Annotated in this window: 10 protein-coding genes; 6 read left to right on the top strand and 4 right to left on the bottom strand. The window is 53.8% G+C overall.

The window, feature by feature from the left end; genetic code table 11:
• Positions 1–169: 169 nt before the first annotated feature.
• A complete protein-coding gene (locus tag FHR87_RS04190) occupies positions 170–1,741 on the top strand; it encodes a class I SAM-dependent methyltransferase (RefSeq protein WP_183165472.1) in 1,572 nt (523 codons plus the stop codon).
• Positions 1,741–5,574, top strand: a complete 3,834-nt coding sequence (locus FHR87_RS04185) for a glycosyltransferase (RefSeq protein WP_183165471.1) — start codon at positions 1,741–1,743, stop codon at positions 5,572–5,574. Before FHR87_RS04190 ends, FHR87_RS04185 begins: the two co-directional genes overlap by 1 nt.
• 144 nt (positions 5,575–5,718) lie before the next feature.
• Here the strand turns inward: FHR87_RS04185 and FHR87_RS04180 are convergent, their stop codons facing one another.
• Genes FHR87_RS04180 through FHR87_RS04170 form a run of 3 tightly spaced genes read right to left on the bottom strand, consistent with a single transcriptional unit; the run spans position 5,719 to position 10,131 of the window.
• Entirely contained in the window at positions 5,719–7,071 is a 1,353-nt protein-coding gene (locus FHR87_RS04180; RefSeq protein WP_183165470.1) for a TolC family outer membrane protein, read from the bottom strand.
• Positions 7,071–8,393 (bottom strand): HlyD family type I secretion periplasmic adaptor subunit, encoded by a 1,323-nt coding sequence (locus FHR87_RS04175; RefSeq protein ID WP_183165469.1) that lies wholly within the window; start codon positions 8,391–8,393, stop codon positions 7,071–7,073. The genes FHR87_RS04180 and FHR87_RS04175 overlap by 1 nt, the downstream gene beginning before the upstream one ends.
• Positions 8,394–8,403: 10 nt before the next feature.
• Positions 8,404–10,131 carry a type I secretion system permease/ATPase gene (locus FHR87_RS04170; protein ID WP_183165468.1) on the bottom strand — a complete coding sequence of 576 codons (1,728 nt, stop codon included), beginning with the start codon at positions 10,129–10,131 and terminating at the stop codon, positions 8,404–8,406.
• 259 nt (positions 10,132–10,390) lie between these two features.
• On the opposite strand from FHR87_RS04170, the gene FHR87_RS04165 reads away from it, so the two are divergent.
• Positions 10,391–11,524, top strand: a complete 1,134-nt coding sequence (locus FHR87_RS04165) for a glycosyltransferase family 4 protein (protein ID WP_183165467.1) — start codon at positions 10,391–10,393, stop codon at positions 11,522–11,524.
• A gap of 67 nt (positions 11,525–11,591) precedes the next feature.
• On the opposite strand, the gene FHR87_RS04160 is transcribed toward FHR87_RS04165, so the two are convergent.
• The gene (locus tag FHR87_RS04160; RefSeq protein ID WP_246335786.1) at positions 11,592–12,701 is read right to left on the bottom strand and encodes a glycosyltransferase; all 1,110 of its coding nucleotides are present in this window, start codon (positions 12,699–12,701) and stop codon (positions 11,592–11,594) included.
• A gap of 382 nt (positions 12,702–13,083) precedes the next feature.
• Here FHR87_RS04160 and FHR87_RS04155 point away from each other — a divergent pair, with 382 nt between their 5' ends.
• The 3 genes from FHR87_RS04155 to FHR87_RS04145 all read left to right on the top strand — a co-directional run bounded on the left by FHR87_RS04155 (position 13,084) and on the right by FHR87_RS04145 (position 17,289).
• Entirely contained in the window at positions 13,084–13,896 is an 813-nt protein-coding gene (locus tag FHR87_RS04155; RefSeq protein ID WP_183165465.1) for a hypothetical protein, read from the top strand.
• A gap of 57 nt (positions 13,897–13,953) precedes the next feature.
• Entirely contained in the window at positions 13,954–15,072 is a 1,119-nt protein-coding gene (locus FHR87_RS04150) for a DUF4214 domain-containing protein (RefSeq protein ID WP_183165464.1), read from the top strand.
• Between the two features lie 147 nt (positions 15,073–15,219).
• Positions 15,220–17,289 carry a glycosyltransferase family 2 protein gene (locus tag FHR87_RS04145; RefSeq protein ID WP_183165463.1) on the top strand — a complete coding sequence of 690 codons (2,070 nt, stop codon included), beginning with the start codon at positions 15,220–15,222 and terminating at the stop codon, positions 17,287–17,289.
• Positions 17,290–17,301 lie beyond the last annotated feature (12 nt).

Raw genomic sequence — 17,301 nt, 5'->3', positions numbered from 1 at the left:
ATAAAAACTAACGAGTTGTTTATATGATCAAGGATTGTTTTGACCGATCGGTCTCCAATATCAGTAACCATAGGTGGCACGGCTTGATATCGGTGTTCAACATACTCGAAGTCTTCAAAGAGGCACTCACCGCCCTGCTCCGGATATTGCTGGTCATGGAGTCTCACCGATGACAAAACACTTCTATCGCGCTTTTGAGGAATGTCTTCGTGGTTCACGAGAATTGATAAAAGAGCGTCAGACAGTCTATCTGCCTTTTATCGAGCCATTGAAAACGCTATATACCAGCTGTCCAACACTGGATCTTGGCTGTGGCCGTGGAGAATGGTTGGAAATCCTGCAAGAAAGTGGCTTCGAGGCACGGGGCATTGACCTTGACCAGGGAATGCTGGAGGCCTGCAACGCCTTGCACTTGCCAGCAGAGCAAGGCGAGGCTGTGGATACCCTCAGGCTTTTGGCAGACGAGAGCCAAGCACTGGTTTCCGGCTTTCATATTGCCGAACACATGCCCTTCGAAAATCTCCAACAACTGGTAGCCGAGGCACTGAGAGTGCTAAAGCCTGCGGGCCTGTTAATTCTGGAATCGCCCAATGCAGAAAATCTTTTGGTCGGCACCAACAACTTCTACTTGGATCCCACCCATGAGCGTCCCATCCCCCACCTGCTGTTGAGCTTTCTTACTGAACACACCGGCTTTGCGCGAATCAAGCTACTACGCTTGCAGGAGCCTCCGGAACTGGCGAAAGCCAAGCGCATTACGCTGATGGATGTACTGGCCAGAGTCAGCCCTGACTACGCAATAGTGGCTCAGAAAGAAGCACCTGCAAAACAGATGGCGCTTTTCGACCAACCTTTCGACAAGGAATGCGGCCTATCGCTCGATACGCTAGCCAATCGTTACGACAATGACCTGCAACGAGAACTTCAAGGATTGAAAGAAACCACGAGCGAAACTGAAACGGTGCTGTACAGGCAACTGGAACAGGTACAAGCGCAAACGAAGCAGTTGCAGGAAATGGCTGACAATACGGATGTAATCCTCAACCAGTTTCGGTTACAACTCGAAAATACTGGATCACGTATCGAAAAAGCGGAAAGCCGTGACAGAGAAATCGAAGCAGCCTTAAGAGGAAGCATTGCCCGAACTATCCAGGCTGAAATAAAGCAGGCCGCTGCGGAGAGCGCCAACGAAACGCTACGCCAACAAACTCAGCAGGCAACGGAAGAGCTAATCCCCCTACGGGCACAAACTCACCAGTTTGAGCTACAGTTGCAGCAAAGCCGACAGCAGCTCAATGAAGCACAGCAACGTGCCCACCATTGGCAGCTACAAGCCAATGCTTATGAAACGCAGGCAAAAAACCTCCTCGACAGTACCTCCTGGCGCATCACCAAACCGCTACGTCTGGTGATAACCAGCCTACGACGAGTGAAGGGCTGGTCGTCACAGATAACGAGGCGCTTGCTACGCCCTCTTCTCACCCGAATCATACGCCGGATCATGGCAAGGCCAGAGTTGAAACGGCAGTTGCTCAACAGGTTGCGACAACATCCCATTCTTTTTCAGCATCTCAAGCTATTTGCTCTAAATCGCGGTCTATTGGGACCAGTTCCAATACAAGCTTCGAGTCCGCAAGGAATGGAAAACGACCCCATTGAAGACCTCTCGCTGCTGACGTCCAGAGCTCGCCGGATTCACACGCAGTTGAAAAAAACCATACAGGACAAGGATGCACCTTGATGCGTATTGTTATTGATTTGCAGGGTGCGCAATCAACTGGCTCTCGCCACCGGGGCATTGGCCGCTATACCTCTTCTCTAGTAGAGGCAATCATCAGAAGTCAAGGTGAACACGAGGTCTTACTAGCACTCAGCGGATTTTTCCCGGATACCATCGAGCCTATCCGCGCATCTTTTCAGGGACTCCTGCCGCACGAAAATATTCGTGTCTGGCACGCTCCGGGACCAGTAGGTTATTTGGATCACAACAATATCGGAGCTCGTCAGGCAGCCGAATACCTGCGCGAGGCTTTTCTTGCCAGCCTCAACCCTTCCGTGGTGCTGGTCACCAGCCTTTTCGAAGGTCTTGGAGATGATGCAGTTAGCAGCATTGGCAGCCTGAACCAAACGATACCAACAGCCGTTATCCTGTATGACCTGATTCCACTGATCCATCGCAGCCCCTATCTGGATAACCCGTCGGTGGCCGAGTGGTATGAGAATAAAATAGGCCATTTGCGCCGAGCCGACCTATTGCTTGCCATCTCTGAGTCTTCCCGTCAGGAAGGCATACGATACCTTGGCTTTAGTGAAGCGCAGGTTGTCAATATTTCGACTGCTGCCGATGCGCACTTTCACAAGCAACCTATCACCTCTGAACGGCAGGCCAGCGTGCTTCAACGATATGGTTTCGAACAACCTTTCGTGATGTATACGGGCGGTATTGACCATCGTAAAAATATTGAAGGTCTGGTTCGAGCCTATGCCAGGCTGCCGGCCCATCTAAGAAACAATCATCAACTGGCCATCGTCTGCTCTATTCGACCGGAAGATCGTATCCGCCTGGAAGCACTTGCTAAACAACATGGGCTGCAACGAAAGGAACTGGTTCTGACAGGTTTCGTTTCCGAAGAAGACCTAGTTACGCTCTACAATCTGTGCAAGATATTTGTTTTCCCATCCTGGCATGAAGGCTTTGGTTTACCTGCCCTAGAAGCTATGGCGTGTGGCCGGGCAGTGATTGCCGCTAATGCCTCCAGCCTGCCGGAAGTCATAGGATGTGACGAGGCATTGTTCGATCCGCTGGACGACGATTCCATCGCTCGGAAGCTAGAGCAGGTTTTGACAGACGAAGATTTTCGCCAAACTCTAGAACAACGAGGCATCGAGCAGGCTAAAAACTTTTCCTGGGATAAAAGCGCCAAGTTGGCGATCGATGCACTCGAAGCCTGCATCGCCCGCCAAGAAGAACAAGACGACATGGCAAGCAGGCCAGTTTGCCGCCCACGGCTGGCCTATGTATCGCCGCTTCCGCCGGAACACAGCGGCATCAGCGACTACAGCGCCGAACTACTACCTGAACTGGCCCGCCATTATGATATTGAGGTCATAGTGGCGCAGGAGTCTGTCTCAACGCCTTGGATCAGGGCAAACTGCCCAATCCGTACAGTGGAGTGGTTCCGTCTCCATCCCAAGGCGTTTGATCGCGTCCTCTACCACGTTGGTAATTCCGCTTTCCACCAGCATATGTTGACACTCCTCGAGGAAATTCCTGGCGTCGTCATACTGCACGACTTTTTCCTTTCCAGTCTTGTGCGTCACATGGAATGGTGTGGATACGAACCTAACTTCTGGACTCGAGCGCTGTATACAGCACATGGTTATTTGGCACCATATCACCGCTTCCTCGCCAAGGATGATATGGAGACTGTCTGGTATTATCCGTGTAACCAGAAAGTGCTGGAGCAAGCCCAAGGCATTATCGTCCACTCGGAGAACTCGCGACGGCTGGCTCGGAAGTGGTATGGCGATAAAGCGGGCCAGGACTGGGCATTGATTCCTCTTCTTCGGGTACCGGATTTTTCTTCGAAACAGGAACGGCAGCTGGCACGTGAAGCCTTGGGACTGCGACCAGACGATTTTCTCGTGTGCAGCTTCGGTTTACTCGGCCCCAGCAAGCTCAATCACCGCCTACTGGATGTCTGGCTGCGTTCGCCAATGGCTCGGGACGAGCAATGCATACTGGTATTCGTTGGCGACAACACTGCTAGCGAATATGGCGAAAGCCTTGTCAAGGCAATATCCGCAAGTCCGGGCAGCTCTCGGATCCGAATCACTGGCTGGGCAGACAGCATACTTTTCCGGCGCTACTTGGTTGCCGCCGATGTTGGCGTGCAACTACGCACGCTTTCACGTGGAGAAACATCCGCCGCCGTCCTCGACTGCATGAATCATGGCTTGGCCACGATCGTGAATGCCAACGGCAGCATGGCCGATCTCCCAGATGATGGTGTCTGGAAACTGCCTGACGAGTTCACAGATGCACAACTAATTTATGCGCTGCAGTCTTTGTGGCAGGATGTGAAAGCACGGCAACGACTCGGCGAACAGGCCAGGGCAATCATCCGCACTCAGCATGCCCCCAGCACCTGTGCCAATCAATATTTCGAAACGATTGAATACTTTCACTGTAAGTCAGCAAGCAGCGTTCACAGGCTGACCAGCGCCCTAGCACAGCATACAGACGTATCAAGCAATTCGCAGCAATGCCTGGCCTTAGCTGAAGCTATCGACCGCTCTATCATCCCGCCGCTCCAACAACGGCAACTGTTGGTCGATATTTCCGAGTTAGTACAGCACGATGCTAAAAGCGGCATCCAGCGTGTCGTGCGTAGCATCCTGCAGGAATGGCTACTGAATCCACCACAGGATTACAGGATCGAACCGGTATATGCCACCATAGATCAGCCCGGTTATCGCTACGCCCGCCAATTCACCCTTGGTTTTCTGCAATGCCCCGATAATATCCTGCATGACGAGCCAATTACTTACTATGCAGGTGATGTGTTTCTCGGCTTGGATCTTCAACCTGAAGTCGCTTCCGTACAACGAGAGGTATATCAGGCCATGCGCCGCCAGGGAGTGAGCGTACGGTTCATTGTATACGATCTACTCCTACTTCAGCTTCCACACTGTTTTCCTGAAGGACTCACTCAAGCATTGGAAAACTGGTTACAGATAATTACGGAATCGGATGGTGCGATTTGTATCTCAAAAGCCGTAGCAAATGAACTGAAAGCCTGGTTACAAACGCATGAAGTAGTCCGTGAGCGAAAATTCAGCGTGAACTGGTTTCATCTAGGAGGTGATCTCAGTCGCTCTGCCCCTACGGCAGGCTTACCCACAGGAGCTTCCAAAGTACTTACGAGCCTGCGTAGCAGACCAACGTTCCTGCTAGTGGGTACTATCGAGCCCCGAAAAGGACACAGCCAAGCCCTGGCAGCCTTCGAATATTTATGGGCACGGGATACAAATGCGAATCTGGTTATCGTAGGCAAGCAAGGCTGGATGGTAGAAAAATTGACCCAAAAGCTGTGCAGCCATCCCGAATGTAACCAACGTCTCTTCTGGCTTGACGGCATCAGTGACGAATACCTGGAAAAAACCTATGCGGCTTCTACTTGCCTGATCGCTGCATCCGAAGGCGAAGGCTTCGGATTACCCCTGATCGAAGCCGCCCAGCACAAGCTGCCCATCATTGCTCGAGATATTCCGGTATTCCGTGAAGTAGCTGGCGAGCATGCCTATTACTTCGAAGGACGAACTGCCGAGGAACTGGCAACGGCAATCGAGGATTGGTTGCGGCTATACGAGAAAGGGCAGCACCCAACTTCCGGCACGATGCCCTGGCTGACCTGGAAGGAAAGTGCAGAGCAACTCAAGCACGTATTGTTTACAAGCGCTACAAAACAGGAAATTACGAACTGTATCGATGTGATGGATACCATTGCATGTAGCGCGTTATCCAATAAAGCCCAGACTATAGAGCCGGAAATCGGGGTCAGTCATCGATAACGGCTTTATCCACGAAGTGATAGCGGGCAGCTCGTCGTTCGGCAGTGCTTAGCCCGCTTGCCTATCGGAGATGATTTATCCCACTTTCTCTTGATACAAGTCGAACATAAAACCTGGATATTTAAAGCAAGGCAGCTTCAAGCATCAACGAACCAGCCAGATATTAACGCTTTCAATACTTTCTTCACTCAAGCTTCCTGCCCAACGATTGAGCACCAGCAGATTGTTCACAAAATCATACTGAGCCTTGAGCAGATCGCGTCGTGCCTCAAATTCTTTCTGGACGCTGGTCAATACGTCTACCGCATTGACCACGCCGTACTGGAAGCCTTTCTGTGACGCGACACTGGATTGTTTGGCAGACTCCAAAGCCTTGAAGGAAGCGCGGATCTTTTCCGCTCCGGACTGGGCGGTCAAATAAGAGCTGGTGGTTTCCCTGATCACTTGGCGCCGCAGCATTTCAAGATCCTGCTCTGCAGCAAAGCGTTCATTGTTCAGCGCCCTTACTCGTGCAGAAGTGGAGCCACCGCTATAAATAGGCACCTGGACACCGAGATTGGCAACATAGCTGTCAGCTTTCGCCGACTGGGTATTCTGGAATCCCTGGTCGGTGCGCTGGGCAGAGAGGTTGAGACTGAGCGAAGGATAATGACCACCCCAGCCTTCGCGTACCGCGGCCTCGGCAGCATCGAGCGCATCCTTGCGCGCTGCCAGGGCCGGGTTCGCCACAAGCGCTTTATCGAGCCAGCTATCCAGTGCCTCGCTTGGAGCCATCAAGGCGACATCTTCTCGGACACGGCTGAGTTTTTCGGTCACCGATCGGCCAACGATCTCGGATAAAGCCTCGCGTGCGATACGCACCTGATTGCGTGCCTCGATTTCCGAGGCAGCCAGCATATCCACGCGCGCCTTCAGTTCGAGCACATCCGTGACCATTGCCATCTTCCTGGTATAGAGCGCATTGATCCGGTCAAGATTCTTCTGGGTGGTGCGGCGCTCGGCCATGACCAGCTCCAGTTCATCATCCGCTGCGAGTGCAACGAAATAACGCTCGGCGAGATCCACGGCAGCTTCGGCCTGGGCATCTTCACCCTCGGACTCGGCCTGAAGGGCCAGGCTCTTGGATTTCTGGTATTTTTCCCAGACCGGCTTGTTATAGAGATGCTGGGTCAAGGACAGCGAATAAAGCTCGGTATCGTAGGAATCGCGGCTTATCTTGGTGTCACGCGTAATGCGGTTGCGGCTGCTATTGGCATTCACTTGTGGCAGCAGTGCACCGAGCGCTTCGCGCTCATAATCCTTGCCTGCCTGAGCCCGGGCGTATGCAGCCAGCACACGTGGATCTTCCAGACGTGATTCGCGATAGAGCTGTACCAGATCCGATGTATAAGAAGAAGCCGAAACGCTTCTAGTGTGGGGTTCCGAGCGAGCAGCGTGTACTGGTGTGGCCAGCAAACTACAGAAGAGACCAAAGCTGATAATAGTAGTACGCACCATCAATCCTCGATCAAGGATCTGGCGAAAGCATTGGTGGCCGGCTGCATCAAATACTGCAGCATGGTGCGCTCGCCGGTATTGATCAGAACCTCGGCGGGCATGCCCGGCAACAGCTTGAGCGAACCGAGTCGCTTGGAGCCTTCTTCAGTCAACCCTACCCTGGCCAGGTAATATGGGTTGCCTGTCTGCTCGTTGATCAGGCGATCTGCCGAGACATGCAGCACCACTCCATCTATCACGGGCGTTGTAGCATTACTGAATGAGCTGAAACGGATATCCGCCGACTTGCCAGCGTTTACCCGATCAATATCGATGGGTGAAACCTGAGCCTCGACAACCAAATCGGAAATGGACGGGACAATATCCAGTAAAGGCGTCGCCGGACTGACCACGCCGCCGATAGTGTGTACCGTCATCCCCAAAATCATTCCATTTTCAGGCGCACTGATCACCGATCGGTTTATCCGATCCTTCAAGGCAGCCATTTTTTCCTGCAGGTCGAATACTTTCGTCTGTACTTCGGCCAGTTGAGTGACAACTTCGGAATTGAAGTCCTTTTTAAGTTGGAGAATCTGTAACTCCGTCTCGCTGATCTGCAACTTGGTCTTGGTGATTTCGGAGCGGTGATCGGCCATTTCGGACTTGAGCATGTCAAGTTTGCGCTCCTGATCCAACAAACGCTGCTTGTCCACAAACCCCTCTGAAAGCAGTTCGTTAAGTTCGCCAATCTCGCTGGAATAGGATTTATCCAGACCACCTTTAGTGCGGATAATCTGCCCCAAGCCATTGATCTGCTCGCTCAACTGGCTGATACGCTTTTGCTGCACGGAGATTTCGCCCAGACGCGCATTACGGCGAGCCTTGAATACCTGGGTTTCGCCTTCACGAGCCTCGATCGCCCGCAGACTATCGACTTCAAGCATTTTGGAAAAATTGATGGCGGGTAAATCGTCACGTTCGGCCGTCAAACGCGCTTCAATCGCTTGAGCGGCAACGAGCTGGCTACGAGTCATTTCATATTCGGCGCGAAGCTGGGTATCGTCGAGGATGATCAGAGGATCACCGACCTTGACCACATCGCCATCGCGGACAAGGAGATCCTTGACGATACCACCTTCCAAATGCTGCACCGTTTTACGATAAGTCTGCACGGTCACCACACCCGTAGCCAATGCCGCACTATCCAACGGTGCCACCGCCGCCCAGGTACCGAAAACCCCAAAGGTGAGAAAAACAATTACCAGCCCGATAGTGCGCACACGGCGGTCGGAAACCGGAAGGTCGGCGAAACTATCGTCAATCGAAACGGTTGGAGTCGTCATCAGGGGCATCTCAGGCTTGGGCGGGGGTCGGGGAGGCCACTGCCTGGCCAATCTGCTGTTGCTGCTTGGCGAGTTCGGCCAATACCTTTTCACGCGGGCCATATAAGGCAATGCTGCCGTTACGCAACATCAACAGGCGATCAACCTGGGCGAGGACACTGGTACGGTGGGTAATGATGAAAATCGTGGCTTTGGTCGCCTTGAGCTGCTGGATGGCTCGCGCCAAGGCGCGCTCGCCGACATCGTCCAGATTGGAATTGGGCTCATCCAGCACAATCAGCCGCGGACTGCCATAAATGGCGCGAGCCAGACCGATACGCTGGCGCTGGCCTCCGGAAAGGTTGATACCGCTACTACCAATCACGGTATCGTAGCCCTCGGGCAATTGCAGGATCATGTCGTGAACCCCGGCAATCTTCGCGGCCGCGATGATTTTTTCCGCCTCTAACGGACCAAAACGCGCGATGTTTTCACTGATCGACCCTTCGAATAACTCGATATCCTGGGGCAGATAACCGACATGCGGACCCAGCTCCTGCTTGTCCCAGTTATTGATGTCGGCACCATCGAGCCGAATCACGCCATGTTGTGGTGCCCAAACCCCTAACAAGGCCCGCGCCAAAGTGGACTTACCCGATGCACTGGGGCCGATGATGCCGACCACGGAACCCGCTGGAACAGCAAAATTGATGTTCTTGATGATGGGGATACGAGAGCCAGGCGCGCTGACAATCAGATTTTCTACAAACACATGGCCTTCAGGCGCGGGCAACGACATACGCGGCTGTTCGTCCCTCTGCTCGTCGAGTATCTCGTTGAGGCGTGCATACTGCGAACGGGCATTGATGAAGCCTTTCCAACTACCGATCATCAAATCGATTGGCGCCAGGGCTCGTCCCAGCAGAATGGAGCCTGCCATCATCAGACCTGGAGTAATTTCCTGCTCGATGGACAAATAGGCGCCCACCCCCAGGATCAACGACTGAACCAGCATGCGAAAGATCTTGGACAGCGAGGTAATCAGCCCTCCCCGGTCGCTCGCAGACGCTTGCAGTTGCAGCACTTTCTTCTGGCGCATGCCCCAGCGATCCATCAGCGAACGGAGCATCCCCATGGACTCGATGACTTCGGCGTTACGCAGGCTCTTGGTGGTGTAAAGGCTGGCCGCGATATTTTCCTTGTTGGCTTCCAGCAAAGTCTTGCCGGTCAGTTTTTCATTGACTGCAGCCAGGCAGAGCAACACGAGAGCACTGGCAATCGCAATCCAGCCGTACCACGGATGGAAAAGAAACATCATGCCGATATAAACCGGCAACCAGGGCGTATCGAAAAAGGCAAAGAGCCCATTACCAGTCAGGAACTGGCGCAGCCCGGTAAGGTCGCTCAGTGGCTGAGCGGATGCATCCATGCCCCCGCTGTCCAGTGCCCGCTTGAAGCTTGCCCGATAGACGCTACGGCTCAACAGTACATCCAGCCGGGTACTGATCCGCACCATGATGCGTGAGCGGGTCCACTCCAGGGTCCCCATGGTCAGCATAAGAAGCGTCATGATCAGCGTCAGCATGACCAGCGTACTTTCACTGCGGCTGGTGATGGCCCTGCCGTAGACCTGGAGCATATAGAAGGAAGGAACCAGCATCAGGGTGTTGACGAAAAAGCTGAAGAACCCGACCGAGATAAAACTGCCTTTGCAAGCTTTCAGCGCGACCTGCAGACTATTTTCATGTGTCGTACGCATATGCTTGAAAACCGAAGAACCCAACAAGACTGCGTACCTTACCGTTCCCCAAAAAACAATAGTGTTATCAGCGTCACAAACTGAACCAGATAGACAACTCCAGCGACAATTTAATTATTCAAAAAATAAAGCTCCCAGCTTATTCGCTACGCCATTAAATGCAGGATGCATGAGCAATATCAAAGCAACATCTCATATATCCAGACAGTTTATTTTCCAGTCTCAATAACTTTCACCTTCATGACGAGCATTAGAAACAATGCGTGTTCTGCACTTTTTCAAGACCTACCTGCCCGACACCACCGGCGGAATCGAACAAGTTATCTTCCAACTCTGCCAAGGCGGGCGGCAGTTCGATATCGATAGCCAGGTGCTCACCCTCAGCTCCAACCCGCACCCGGCACAATTGAAAGTGGCTGATCACCCTGTGCAACGGGCAAGACAGGATCTATATCTGGCATCCACTGGTTTTTCTCTTCAGGTCTTCAGCCTGTTCAAGAAAATGGCTGCCGAAGCCGATATCGTACATTTCCATTATCCGTGGCCGATGATGGATCTTGTGCACTTTTGTGCTCGGCATGGGCGCCCCACAGTACTGACGTATCACTCGGATATCGTCCGCCAACGCCTGCTGCTTACGTTATACCGGCCACTGATGCGCCGTTTCCTGGACAGCATGGATCGGATCGTCGTGGCATCGCCGAATTACCAACGCACCAGCGAGGTACTTCAAGCCTACCAAGACAAGACCGTGGTCATTCCCTTCGGCCTGGATCGCAAGGACTACCCACAGGTTTCGGCAGACAAAACAGCTTATTGGCGGCAGCGCCTTGGAGAAAAATTCTTTCTGTTCGTCGGCGTGCTTCGCTATTACAAAGGGCTCCACAATGCCCTGGAAGCATTGAAGAATATGGATTACCCACTGGTTATTATCGGCTCTGGCCCCGAGGAAGAAGCACTGAAAACCCAGGCTCGACGCCTCGAATTGAATCACGTCCAGTTTCTCGGACGCCTTGATGATGAGGACAAGGCCTGCCTGCTCCAACTCAGCCATGCCATGGTCTTTCCCTCTCATCTTCGCTCGGAGGCCTTTGGTATTTCACTGCTGGAAGCCTGCATGTATGGCAAACCCATGATCAGCTGCGAAATCGGCACAGGCACCACCTTCGTCAATCAGCACGAGGAAACCGGACTAGTAATACCACCTGGCGATCCAGTGGCCTTGCGCGAAGCCATGCGTCGCCTATGGGAACAGGAAGACGAAGCGCATAAATTTGGAACCAATGCGGCCAGGCGATTCGAACAGATGTTTACCGCCCGCCGCATGTGCGCCGAGATGGCCCAGCTTTATAAGGAAGTAGTAGAGAAAAAGGGCCCGCAGAAAAAGCCATAATGCCTCGCAGCACAGTAGCCATGGTCACGTACGCAGCCATGATTCGCTCAGTTCTGAGACAGCCGACCTAGCGGGTTGAATAACACTCCTTCAGCAACTCGGCATACGCAGGCAAAGACACATCCTGCAGATCAAAGCGCTCCAGCACGGTTTGCCGGGCAGCCTGGCGTATTCCGCTATAACGCTCGGGGTAGGCCAGCACGTCGCAAACCTGCTTCGCCAGCCCGGCCACATCGAAAAAATCCACCAATAAACCATTTTTACCGTGTTCGATCACATCCAGAACCGGGGCAGTCCTGGAACCCACCACCACCGCCTCCACACTCATGGCCTCCAGCAGCGACCACGACAGGACAAAAGGATAAGTCAGGTATACATGGCAACGCGTAATCTGCATCAAGCGCAAAAAAACGGGATACGAGACTTTGCCCAGAAAGAAAACGCGACTCGGATCAAGGCGGCTGACCACTTCATTCAAATAGCGCTCGCGGTATGAACCAGACGGTGGCCTGTGTCCATAACTTACATCCTGCCCCCCAACGATAAATACTTTCAGGTTCGGCCTGGTTGCCATGATCTCCGGCAGCGCCCGCATGAAAATATGATAACCGCGAACAGGTTCGAGATTTCGCGCGACAAAAGTCAGCACTTCATCGCCAGGACGAATCGTTATACCTCGATCCGGCAAACTGAGCTGCGCCGTTGAATCGGGGCGACATACAGAGGTATCGATTCCATCATGGATAAGCCTTGTCTTGGCCTGCGCCCAGACAGGCAGGGTGGAAGCTTGCCAAGGCATGGGCGATACCCCATGATCCATCGCTTCCATCGCCAGCAGCAAGTTGGCATTCTTGCTGATCAGGCGCGCCTGCTCTGTAAAATCCGGAGCGGAAAATTCCGGATCGAAGCCCATATCCTGCCCTTGCGGCCGATAAAAATACTCCATCAGGCAGACAAGCCTGGCTTTCGGGAAGACAGCCTTCAAAAACAGCACTTCCCCCCAGCCAGGATGGGCAAAAATCACATCCGGCTCGAAGCCGGCATCCTGAAGACGCTTCGCCATTTGCGCGCAGGCCTCACCGCGTATCACCTTGGTTTCGAATTCCTGCGCCCAGGGGTGAACGCCTGGCGTATTGCCACGCGCCGCTTCGTAGCCAACGACACGAATATTTTCCATGGGTACGGCCTGCCCATGCTTCAGCGCCAGGACCTCGTGCCCTAGCGACTGAAAAAAACGCGGCAGAGACTTGAACTGGCCCGGAAAGTTCTGGTGAACAAATAAAATCTTCATATTTCAATCGAAATGTTAAAAATTTGTCGACCCTGTCAATTAAATTAAAACTCATTCTGGACTCTATTAATCGCTGAACGCTAGATTGCCCACCAACTTAAATATTTTCTTTTGAGCCATATGTCACATATCGCTCCTAAAAGCATTTCAGGGACATGCCGTTATCAAGCCATGCCGACTTAAAGCCTGATATACAGTCCCCAACAGAGTTTTGAAAATAGCCATGTCCCCCTCCATAGCCAATTTAAAGATTTCTTCCAGAATCGCCATGCTTAATGTAGGCATGTATATTTTCCGTTATGCCTCTCTGAGAAGCGACCCGCTCAGAGGCTGTATCAGCCTTCATCACTCGCCCATAGGCAAGGGCTCTGTCGATTTTTTTCCGGGAGAGGGGATCAGCCGCAATACGCTGACCAAGCAAGGTGATTGCGTCATCGTCCGCGTCAAAGGCAGCCAAGCCAGCGTACTGATTACCGAATATCATCCCGAGGGGGGCACCCCCAACAGTGTGCAATTGCAAATAGAGCAGATCGGTACTGCTGCCAAAACAGAGCCTCGCCAACATGCCGGCAAGGCAGTCCAGCTAGAGGCCTTCGAAGCGCCACGGCCTTGCAGTTTGAAGCTGCTGGGCCATATCGAAACGCGTGGTGACGTCACCGTAGAAAATACCTGGCTGGGCAACCCCAACAGCCTGCTGCGCCTGGAAGGATTTTCCATTGCCTGGGACAACCAACCCCAGGGGCTCGACCTTGCCTATCTGTGCCGCAGCAGCAAAGGCGGCGAACCGCAGGTTGGGCTCGCCGGCCAGTATGTCGGTACCCGCCGCCAGGCCAAACCCGTTACAGCCGTGGCCTTTACGCTTAGCGGACCACAGGCCGGTAACTATGAATTATCGGGAGAGGTAGTTTTCGCGGGCCATTCTCCGCTCGCTATCGCTCCCGACAAGGAGCTGTCCGGTAAAAGTGGTACCGAACAGCTAGTCGCAATACGCATAGTCATAACCCCCAGGGCTGCCCAGGCTTCTCCTCCTGCATCTCCCTGGGACGACTTAAAAACCACGAAAATATTCAGCAATCGCTAACTTTCAATATTTTCCTCGGATTGCTTATAAGCCATTCGAGCAGGAGAAAAAACGATCATGCAGTACGATCAACCCACATCCGCAACAGAATTCACTAAAGATCTGGCAGCCAACACTGCCATCAGCGACGAAACCAAGAGTGCTATCGACGCACTTTTGGGCGATAGCGAGTCCGTGACAATAAGCTCCTGGGATGGCCAAAGTGCAGGAACCAGTCAGGCCAATCCAGACGTTGTAATCGCGCAAATTGCCTCTCCCGCCGATGAAAGCCCCGCACTTTTCAAAGCTGCTGTGGCTTCGAGCAACGCGGTCGACCTCAACCTGCCTGACGCGGCTGTTTACACTGCCCATACCTGGATATTCGATAGCAAGGCCGATCTGAACATCGACCTGATTGCCGTTGATGACCGTGTCATCGTTGGCGGAGACGGCAACGACTCCATCAATGTATTTGGCGATGCAAACGTTGTTGTTGAAGGTGGCGCCGGCAACGACTCCATCACCACTGGCGGTGGCAACGACACCATCGTGGCAGGCGTAGGCAACGACACTATCGACGCCGGTGCAGGCTTCGATACCGTACAGTTCTCGGGTAGCGCATCCGACTACGACTTCGAAGTCAAGGATGGCGTCCTGACGGCAACCCGGAGCGTAACGACGAGCGACACGGTAACCGACGGTGATACCACCACCACGACCACTACCACGTCCGTCGATTCGACCACCCTCATCAAAGGTGCTGAAATCCTAACCTTCGGCGATGGCAGTGACACAGTCGCCATCGTGGGTGATGAAGCGCATGCTGAAGTCATTCGTCTCTACGAAGTTCTGCTCGACCGCTCGGCCGATACAGCGGGTGCTGAATTCTGGCTCGAACAGTACGATGCCGGCGTTTCTCTGCATGATATAGCCAACAGCTTCCTGAGCTCGGCTGAATATCAGGCTCAAGGTGAAACGGACAATGTAGAGTTCCTGAACTCACTCTACCAGGATGCGTTTGGTCGCCAGGGCGACTACAACGGCGTGGCATATTGGCTCGACCAGCTTGACCAAGGCGCAAGCCGTGCCGATGTTGCCGCTGGCTTCGCCGTTTCGGATGAAGCAGCCATCACCATCGATAACGTCATCATCGTTACCGGTCAGGACACCACTGACAATGGTGAAGGTACTGCCTGATAACCTCTGACGTTACTGTCACGTTAGTGCAATAAAAATACTCCGGCCGCAAGGCCGGAGTATTTCCTGGCTGCTTTGATACATGAACAGAGCAGCCAGGAAATACTTGAATTCATGTTTCCAGGCGTCAGCCAAGCGGTAAGCTCCATGCTGTCCACCTCCCTACCAGAAAGCATCAGGTCTGCAGATAAGGCATTATCGCTGGCGGCGCTATCGCTTGCCTTGCAAACGCCAGCCTACCGAAACGAAGCTCTGATCTGGCAAGGGATTTCCTTCCTCAAAGAAGGAAAAGCTGCAGAAGCCTTCCTGGCGCTGGCCAAAGCCTGCGAGAACCTGCCACAACGAACAGATATCAAAGCCCTGCTTGGCCTGTGTCTGCAAAAACTGGCACCGGGCGCTATTACGGAAAGCTATCTGCATGCAGCGCTCCGGGCATTTCCAACTGAGCCAAATCTACGCCAGCAGTACTGGAACAACTGCCGCATTAGCTGCTCACCCCAGAGATTGAATGCGCGTATCCGTGCACAACTGGCCGATATCCAGGACTCCAAGGAACTCAAGCAGGTATTGCAACTGCTCGCGAGCGATCCTGCTACCTGCCAGCCTGTCGGGGTCGTCCATCACGATCCTGTCCAAAACACGGTTACCGGCTGGGCCATCGACCTGCAGGACCCTGCGCGAACACTCAACCTTCAATTCAGCAGCGGCCCCAATCGTGGCGAATTTCCAGCCAGCGCTCCCAGTCCATTGCTCACCCGGGTAGGCTTTCCGGCAACGCATGGCGGAATCCTGATCCGCCTGCCGCAACCACTGGACAGCGTACACGTATGTTTCGCCGAGACCGGGGAACAACTGGTTGGCAGTCCGCTCGCCGCCCTGCCCCCTTTCATCACCCCGACACCGAGCGAACAAGATCCGGCAAGCCAGCCTGTCGATATTCTTCTACCGATATATAAAGGTGTCGAAGCCACGCTCGCCTGCCTCACGAGCCTGCTGCGCTCCAGTCGTGAAAATCGCACCCCACACCGGATTATCGTGCTCGACGACTGCAGCCCGGAACAGGAACTGGTCAACACCGTCAAGGAATTAGCCAGCCAAGGCAAGCTCGATTACATCCGGCGGCCAGCCAACCTTGGCTTTATCCGCAACATGAATCGCGGCATGGCTCTGCACCCTGAGCGCGACGTACTCTGGCTCAATGCCGATACGCTGGTGCAGGGTGATTGGCTGGATCGCCTGCGTACGGTTGCCTACGGAGCGGACGATATCGCCTCGGTCGCACCGTTCAGCAACAATGGCGAATTGATGAGTTTTCCTGAAAGCCGCGTTTGCCACCCCATGCCCAGCCCACAACGCCATACCGAGCTGGACCGCGTGGCGCGCCAAGCTAACCAGGAGCCAGTGGAGCTCGAAGTCGGTTGCGGCTTCTGCCTTTATATCAAGCGCCATACCTTGAACACCGTCGGTTACCTGGACGAAGTAGAACTCAAGCGTGGCTATGGCGAAGAAACGGACTGGTGCCTGCGTGCCCGCAGCAAGGGTTGGCGGCATATGGGCGCGACCAATGTGTTCGTGGCCCATGCCGGTGGCCACTCCTTTGGCCCGGAAAAGGCTCTGCGCGTCTACCAGAACAACGCTATCCTGCGCCGCCGCTACCCGGATGCCGAACGGCGTTTCGATACCTTTGTCGCCCGCGATCCACTGGCACCAGCCCGGCAGGCACTGGCCAGACAGCTCGACGAACAACCATCGATCCAGGCGACTTCCACGCAGACTATTTTGCAACCCTTGGTCAGCAATGCACCCGAACTGCTGGGTCGCTGCTGGCTGATAGCCGATCGCCTCGACCATGCCAGGATCGGTGAACGCTGGTTGCAACTCGCCCGCCACCTGATCCGGCAACGGCAGCCCATCACCCTGCTACTGAGCGAAAGCAGCCCCTGGGAAAAACAACTGCTGACCTGTCGCAACGTAGTCCGCCTGCCACAAATCGACGGATTGAGCGAAATGGAAATCCTGGCCCTGAGCGATACCACTCTCGCACTCAGCCTGGACGATACGTCACCCGCCACCGGGGTACATCCCCGGCAGGCTCTGCAGTTGGCTCAGCGTTATCAATTGCCGCTATTTGCACCTCAAACATCCGGCTTTACCCGGCAGGGTGCCTTTGGCCTGGACGCACTGAACTTCTTCATTCCTGAAGCCCTTATCGCCTGAGCCATGGATACA

It is taken from the genome of Azomonas macrocytogenes (genome assembly GCF_014191985.1).
Taxonomy (GTDB): domain Bacteria; phylum Pseudomonadota; class Gammaproteobacteria; order Pseudomonadales; family Pseudomonadaceae; genus Azomonas; species Azomonas macrocytogenes.
The sequence above is the reverse complement of the archived record's forward strand: the minus strand, read 5'-3'. Positions and strand labels throughout refer to the sequence as shown.